The sequence below is a fragment of the Actinomadura sp. 7K507 genome (genome assembly GCF_004348425.1).
Classification (GTDB): domain Bacteria; phylum Actinomycetota; class Actinomycetes; order Streptosporangiales; family Streptosporangiaceae; genus Spirillospora.
Genome location: NZ_SMKK01000347.1, coordinates 1 through 7,371, shown reverse-complemented (window position 1 = coordinate 7,371; position 7,371 = coordinate 1). Strand labels below are relative to the sequence as shown.

Sequence of the window (7,371 nt, the reverse complement as noted above, 5' to 3'; positions counted from 1 at the left end):
GGGTCGGGGTCGGGAGTGATGACGACGCTGACCGGCGCGGTTCCCGGACGGTTCCCGGCGAGCGTCTCGATGGCTTCGGCCGCGTCCTGGAGCGCGAAGGTGTGCGTGACGAGGCGGTGCAGCGGGTGGCCGCCCGCCTCGATCAGCGCGACGGCCCGGCGGAACGAGGTGTGCCCGACCGCCCGGACGCCCTGGACCCGCAGCCCCTTGGTGACGACGTCGTCGCTGACCCAGCCGGGCACGGGCTTGCCGCCCTTGAGCCCGGCGAGGATCACCGTCCCGCCGCGCCGGACGATCGTCATCGCGTCCAGCACGGTCGTCGGATCATGGGACGCGACGTCGATCACCACGTCGGCCGCGACACCGCCGGTCAGCTCCAGTACCTTCGCCGGCACCCCGCCGTCGGCCTCGGGCCCGTCGGCCTCGGGCTCGTCCGCCTCGGGCTCGTCGGCCACGACGACGGCGGTCGCGCCGAGTTCGAGCGCGAGGTCGAGCTTGTGCCGGTCGGACGCCAGCCCGGTGACGATCACCGGGTCGGCTCCGGCGGCCCGCGCCGCCAGCACGCAGGCAAGCCCCCGCTGCCCGGCGCCCAGCACGACCACGCAGTCGCCCGCGCGGGTGCCGGGCACCTCCACGGCCCACTCGACCCCGGCGGCCAGGGCGTTGAACGTCGCCGCGATCCTCGGGTCGGCGGCGTCCGGTACCCGGTGCACGACCGAGTTGGGGTGCAGGTACATGTGGTCGGCGAACCCGCCCCACAGCGCGGGCGGGATCTTGGCGGGCACGAACCCGTAGCTCATCGGGTAGTGGTCCCATCCGGCGCACAGCACGTACCGGCCGGTCCGGCACTCGCGGCACGCGCCGCACGGCAGCGCCGGCTCGACCACGACCCGGTCGCCCTCCGCGAGGCGCCAGCGCCGCGCCGCCCGCGCGCCGATCGCCGCGATCCGGCCGACCGGCTCGTGCCCGGGGACGAACGGCGAGGTCGGGCCGATGGTGTCGAACAGGGCGCCGCTGTACTCCTCCACGTCCGTCCCGCAGATCCCGCACGCCTCGACGCGCAGGAGCGCCTCGTCCGGCCCGATGTCCGGGAGCGGCAGCTCCACCAGGTCGAAGTGGCGCGGGGCGCGCTGGAGGACGGCGCGCGTCGTCCCCGCCCGGCTCATCCGGCACCCGCCCGGCTCACACGGCCCCCGTCATTTCGTGATCGTCCGGATGCCGCCGAACACCCGGCGGACGCGCGGCGCGAAATGCTCGATCGGCGGGGTGTCGAAGCCGGGGTCGAAGGCGACCTGGTCCCACTCGTCGGCGAACCGGAGGGCCTCGGCGTACCAGGGCTCCTCCCTGAACGCCTCCCGCTCCGCCGGGTCCCAGCCGAAGTGGTGGCCGTAGTGCGCCGCCTCGAACGTCTGGTGGGCGTGGATGACCTGGTAGACCTCCTCGCACACGTACGGCCGCAGGATCTCGGCGGCGACCGCCGCGTGGTTGGCCGTGGAGATCACCTTGCCCATGTCGTGGCACAGCGCGGCGACGACCATCTCGTCACCCGCGCCCGCGGCCTCGGCGTGCGCGGCGGTCTGCAGCGAGTGCTGGAGCTGGTCGACCGCGAACCCGTCGCTGAACGCCGACAGCGCGGCCAGCATCGGAAGCACCCGGTCGGGTGCGTCGTCCTGCGTCTTGAGGGTCTCGCGGCGGATGTGCATCCACTCCTCGCGGGTGCCCTCGTCCATTCGGGTGAACATGTGCCTCCTTACCGGTAGCGCGGCCGGAATTCCGGCTCGGCGGGGTCGAGCCCGTTCTCGTGCTCGGCGAACCAGCGCGTCCGCACCGCCCTGGTCAGCCGCGCGTCGACGAGCACCGGCCCGGACGGGTCGGCGATCAGTCCCTTGAGGTCGTCCAGCTCCCCGGGCGTCCGGACGGTCACGGCACGCGCGCCGAACGCGCGGGCCACCGCCGCGAAGTCGGGCCGCGGGATCAGCGACAGACCGGTGTCCATGCCCCGGTGCAGCATGTTGTGGTACTCGTAGCCGAACGCCCCGTCGTTCATGACGACGACCACGAGCCGCAGCCCCCGCCGCACCGCCGTGTCCAGCTCGGCGAGGTTCATCATCAGCGCGCCGTCGCCGGTGACGGCCAGGGTCACCCGGTCGGGACGGGCGGTCGCCGCGCCGATCGCCGACGCGAGCCCGAGGCCGATCGACCCGAAGTTGACGGGGAACACGAACGCCGACGGGTCGGGCACCGACAGGCCCCGGCTCGGCTCCGACAGCGCGGCGTGCCCGCCCTCGACGACCAGCGTCCGCTCGCGCGGGACGATCCGCTCCAGCGCGGCCACCACCGTGTGCGGGTCGAGGCCCGTCTCGTCGCTGCCGTCGGGGTACTCGGTCTCGTAGGAGTACGCGGCCAGGCGCCGCGCCGTCTCTTCCGTCCGCCATCCGGTCCTCGGCTCGGCCGTCTCGGCGAGCATCGCCGCGAAGGCGCCCGCGTCCCCGAGGACCCGCAGGTCGGCGGGCGTCCAGGCGCCGAACGCCTCGGGCCGGACGTCGTTGTGCACGATCACCGGGTCGCCGGCGAGCATCCGCCCGCCGTCGACGGTGAACGAGTTCAGCCCGGCGCCCGCCGCGAGCAGCAGGTCGGAGCCCCTGATCAGCTCACGCCCGATCTTCGTGGCGAAGCCCCCGCACACGCCGGCGTCGAACGGCTCACCGGCGAACAGGCCCTTGGCCTTCAGTGTCGTGGCGAGCAACGCACCCGTCCGCTCGGCCAGCGCGACCAGCTGCTCCCGCGCGCCCACGGCCCCGCGCCCCGCCACGATGACCGGGCGCTCCGCCCGCGCGAGGACGGCCGCCGCCCGCGCCACCTCCTCCGGGCGCGGCAGCGGCGCGGGCGTGCGATCCTCGCGGAACGTTCCAGGCCCCTTCGCGGCCTCCAGGCCCAGCAGCGGTGTCGGGACGTTCAGGACGATCGGCCGCCGCTCGGTGAACGCCCTCCGCACGGCGAGCACCACGTCCCCCACCGCCGACTCCGCCGAATGCACCTGCTGCACGCCCGCCCCGGTCGGCCGGACGACGGCCTCCTGGTCGATGTCCTGCGGGTTCCGGCGGTCGCCTGGTGGTGTGTCGGCGGCGATGAGCAGCAGCGGCGTCCCGGCCCTCGCGGCCTCGGTCAGCGCGGTCATCGCGTTGGTGAGCGCCGGCCCGTGCGTGACGGTCGCGACACCGAGCCGTTCTCCGGCCCGCGCGTACCCGTCCGCCATCAGGACGGCGCCGTCCTCCCGCGCCGCCGCGACGTAGTCGACGCCGTGCTCATGGACCAGCACGTCCAGGATCGGCAGGTTCCCGTCGCCGAGCACCCCGAACACGCACGACACGCCCCGCGCGGCGAGCGCCCCCGCCACCGCCTCGGCAACCCGCATGAGCGCCTCCCAACGCGATCCGCATTGGTGGGACTATCTTATAAAAGAAAGCCATCAGTCAAGAGGGTAGCGGTCGGTTGCCGGGCCGGTCGTTCACCCGCGGCGTTCGACACCGCGGCGCATGGCCTCCAGAAAGATCCTGGCCACGAGGCCGAGGATGACGAGGTCGCCGATCATCTGGACCGTCGTCAGGACCCTGGCCACCTGGGAGCGCGGCGCGATGTCACCGAAGCCGACCGACGAGAACACCGTCATCGCGTAGTACAGGGCGTCCACGTGCGTCAACGGCTCGGAGAACGCGGACGGGCCGTCATGGCCCAGCAGGCAGTAGCACGCGGCGAACACCAGCAGGAACACAGGGACGGACGTGGCCAGGGCCTCGATGGCGCGCAACCGCGGGGACGGCGAGCGGACGATCGCGCGGGCCTGCCAGGCGATCAGCACGCCGAGAGCCGCCAGCGCGAGGACCAGCGCCACCCCCGTCGCGGCCGTGACCGGCCTGTTCAGCGGCGCCGCGAAGTACACGGCCAGCAGGCAGCCCGTCGTGAGGGACGTGCGCAGGACCGTCCAGAGCACGAGCCTGCGGCGGGCCCGACGCGAACGAGTTTCCACGCCTCATCCATGCCCCGGACCTGCGCCAGCAGACCCGGCACGGGGGTTCGCGTGCCATTACGCCGTGTGAAGAACCATCCCAGATCCCCCGCAGCGTGCGAACCAGGTGTGGTGAGGCCGGGAGTTCGGGGGGACGGGGACGTCGCCCTCGCCGTTGAAGGCGCCGTTCCGTCGTTGAGTACGAACTTCAGTCGTTGGGCCTGGTCAGATGAGGCCCTGGGCGAGCATCGCGTCGGCGACGCGTTCGAAGCCCGCGATGTTGGCGCCGACGACGTAGTCGCCGGGGGCGCCGTAGCGCTCGGCGGTCTCGTAGCAGATCTCGTGGATGCCGGTCATGATGGCGCCGAGTTCCTCCTCGACGCGCGAGAAGGTCCAGGACGCGCGGCTGGCGTTCTGCCGCATCTCCAGGGCGCTGACGGCGACGCCGCCGGCGTTGGCGGCCTTGCCTGGGCCGAACGCGACGTCGGCCTCCTGGAAGATGTGGACGGCCTCCGGCGTCGTGGGCATGTTCGCGCCCTCGGAGACCGCTTTCACGCCGTTGCGGACCAGCGCGGTCGCGGCGGCCCCGCCCAGCTCGTTCTGGGTCGCGGACGGCAGCGCGATGTCGGCGGGGACGTCCCATACGCTGCCGCCGGGTATGAACCGGGCCGACGCGCCGCGCAGGTCGGCGTAGTCGGCGACCCTGCCCCGGTCGACCTCCTTGACGTGCTTGATGAGGTCGAGGTCGATGCCCTTCTCGTCCACCACGTAGCCGCTGGAGTCGGACACGGTGATCACGTTCGCGCCGAGCTGCTGCGCCTTCTCGATCGTGTAGATCGCCACGTTCCCGGAGCCGGACACCACGATCTGCTGGCCGTCCAGGTCCTCGCCGCGCCGACGCAGCATCTCGGCGGTGAACAGCACGTTGCCGTAGCCGGTCGCCTCCGTCCGGCCCGCGGACCCGCCCCACAGCATGCCCTTGCCGGTGAGCATCCCCGCCTCCCACCGGTTGGTGACGCGGCGGTACTGGCCGAACAGGTAGCCGACCTCGCGGGTCCCGACGCCGATGTCGCCGGCGGGGACGTCGGTGTGCTCGCCGACGTGGCGGTACAGCTCGGTCATGAACGACTGGCAGAACCGCATGACCTCCTCGTCGGTGCGGCCGTGCGGGTCGAAGTCGCTGCCGCCCTTGCCGCCGCCGATGCCGAGGCCGGTCAGCGCGTTCTTGAAGATCTGCTCGAAGCCGAGGAACTTCACGATGCCGAGGTTCACGGTCGGGTGGAAGCGGAGGCCGCCCTTGTACGGGCCGAGCGCGCCGTTGAACTCCACGCGGAAGCCGCGGTTGACGTGGACGCGGCCCTGGTCGTCCTGCCACGGCACCCGGAAGATGATCTGCCGTTCCGGCTCGATCAGCCGTTCCACCAGTTTGGCGGCGGCGAGGCCGGGCCGGGCGGCCAGCACCGGCCCGAGGCTTTCCAGCACCTCGTGGACGGCCTGATGGAACTCCGCCTCGCCTGGGTCGCGCCGCAGCACCCTCTCATAGGTTTCCTCCAGAGCTGACAACATCTCGGGTGGGGCCGGCAGGCGGGGGGCCAACGGCATTTGAAGATCCCTTCCTCGAAGACCCCTCCACTCTAAAACGTCTTCTTCACCGCCTGTGACAGGCCCCGCCGCAGGTCCGAGCCGGTTCGACCCCGGATTCGGGTCGCCGCGGCGGCGAGAAGGCGGCAGAAGGCGAGCCGGGCCGCGCCCAGCGTGGAGAGGGACCCCCCCGCCCGGCGGGAGGGCAGGTCAGCCGCCGCCGCTTGCACCGCGGAGGCGAGCGGCCAGGACGGCGGCCTGGCTGTGGTCGATGTCCTTGGTCGCGGTCAGCAGGGTCACGGGGCCCTGGCCTGCGGACTCCCGCATGCGGTCCAGGGCGGCCGCGCGTTCGGGCTCGTCCAGTTCGTCCTCGTAGCGGCGGGTGAACTCGTCGAACCTGTCCACGTCGTGGCCGTACCACTTGCGAAGCTCCGTCGACGGGGCGACGTCCTTCTCCCACTCGTCCAGGCGGGCCTTGTCCTTCGACAGGCCCCGCGGCCACACCCGGTCGACCAGGATCCGTTTCCCGTCGTCGGACGAGACCGGCTCGTACACCCTGCGCAGTCGTACCTCCATGATCCCTCCTACACCGTCCATACCCATGGAAGCCAACGCCTCCCGCCCAGCGGTCGCTCCATCTGCGAACCGGCGGGCGGGGCGGGCCGGCGCGGCCGGAAGCGGGCCGGAGGAGATGTCGGTGGCGATCGATAGGTTCCGAACGTGACGAGGCCCGAGGACGACGGCACGGACGGTGACGCCCGCGGTTCGGCGGGGGCGGTGGGCGCCCTTCACGAACTCCGGCTCAAGCGCTGGGGCATGGATCGTCCCCCGCTGGCCACGATCGACGAGGCCGCCGATTTCATCGACGACGTCGGGTTCGCGCTCCTGTTCGGCGACTCCGGCGCGACGTTCCCGGCGCTGCGGGAGGCCGCCCGCGACGACGCGAGCCCGCGCCTCGCGGCAGGCTGGGGCGAGGACCTCGAACGCATGTGGACCTGGAAGGACGAGCTTCCCGCGCTCGGCCGCGCCTGGGTGGGCCGGTTCGCGCTCGGGCGCCAGTCATTGCTGTCCCCCCGCCTGCTGTCCCTCCTGCTCCCGTCACCTCCCGAGACGGTCCTCGCCATCCCCGGCCTGTCGGTCACCGCGCGGACGGTGCTGGCCCGCGTCGAGGCGGAGGGCCCGACGTCGATGCGGGTCATCCGGCAGGACCACGGGCTGAACTCCCGTTCCGCCCAGAAGGTCCTGGACGAGCTGGGCCGCGCCCTGCTGGTGACCAACCACGGCACCGCCCAGGACGGCCCCGGCTGGCCCAGCTGCGTCATCGAGGTGACCACCCGAGCGTTCCCGGACCTGGATCCGCGTCCCGTCACGGAGCGGCGGAAAGATGCCGCACTGACCCTGCTGGACGCCATGGTGGAGGCCGACGCCCGGCAGCTCTCGCGCGCTTTCCGCTGGCCGCACCGGGAGGCGAAGGACGTCCTGGAAACGCTCGCCCGCGCGAACCTCGCCGAACCGACCACCGAAGGCCGCTACCGCCCCCGCGCCCGGCGTGGTCGGTGAGGAGCCGCGCAGCGCGCCCCCGGCCGCTGTGAGCACCACCGTCAGGTACCGGGGCGGCGGGGCCCGGCGGCGTCCGGTGCGACGGGGGTCGCCGGTGGGCCGGCACGCCCGGCGGCGGCCCGGTCGGCGAACTCGGCGGCGGCGGTCCGCCGGGCGAACTCACCGGCCAGGGCCCGCCCGAGAACGTCGTCGTCGGGCCGATGCCTTTCGAGATATTCGAGAGC

General features: G+C 73.0%; 8 protein-coding genes. 1 reads left to right on the top strand and 7 read right to left on the bottom strand.

Annotation, left to right across the window (positions count from 1 at the left end; translation table 11 throughout):
• The 6 genes from E1285_RS41885 to E1285_RS41860 form a co-directional block, all read right to left on the bottom strand.
• A partial coding sequence (locus tag E1285_RS41885) for a zinc-binding dehydrogenase (protein ID WP_132160323.1) occupies positions 1-1,166 on the bottom strand: 1,166 nt, incomplete at its 3' end.
• 30 nt (positions 1,167-1,196) lie between these two features.
• Entirely contained in the window at positions 1,197-1,742 is a 546-nt protein-coding gene (locus tag E1285_RS41880; RefSeq protein WP_132160321.1) for an HD domain-containing protein, read from the bottom strand.
• A gap of 8 nt (positions 1,743-1,750) precedes the next feature.
• Positions 1,751-3,415: a thiamine pyrophosphate-binding protein gene (locus tag E1285_RS48350; RefSeq protein WP_132160319.1), complete on the bottom strand. Its 1,665-nt coding sequence runs from the start codon at positions 3,413-3,415 to the stop codon at positions 1,751-1,753.
• Positions 3,416-3,508: 93 nt separating this feature from the next.
• Positions 3,509-4,027, bottom strand: a complete 519-nt coding sequence (locus E1285_RS41870) for a potassium channel family protein (RefSeq protein WP_132160317.1) — start codon at positions 4,025-4,027, stop codon at positions 3,509-3,511.
• A 204-nt stretch (positions 4,028-4,231) separates the two neighbouring features.
• Positions 4,232-5,572 (bottom strand): NADP-specific glutamate dehydrogenase, encoded by a 1,341-nt coding sequence (gdhA, locus tag E1285_RS41865; protein WP_132160325.1) that lies wholly within the window; start codon positions 5,570-5,572, stop codon positions 4,232-4,234.
• A gap of 225 nt (positions 5,573-5,797) precedes the next feature.
• Complete coding sequence (locus E1285_RS41860) at positions 5,798-6,163, bottom strand: DUF488 domain-containing protein (RefSeq protein WP_132160315.1); 366 nt, start codon at positions 6,161-6,163, stop codon at positions 5,798-5,800.
• Positions 6,164-6,307: 144 nt separating this feature from the next.
• On the opposite strand from E1285_RS41860, the gene E1285_RS41855 reads away from it, so the two are divergent.
• The gene (locus E1285_RS41855) at positions 6,308-7,147 is read left to right on the top strand and encodes a hypothetical protein (protein ID WP_132160313.1); all 840 of its coding nucleotides are present in this window, start codon (positions 6,308-6,310) and stop codon (positions 7,145-7,147) included.
• Between the two features lie 41 nt (positions 7,148-7,188).
• Here E1285_RS41855 and E1285_RS46140 read toward each other — a convergent pair.
• Positions 7,189-7,371: hypothetical protein (locus tag E1285_RS46140; protein WP_165966988.1), on the bottom strand; the 183-nt coding region annotated here is incomplete at its 5' end.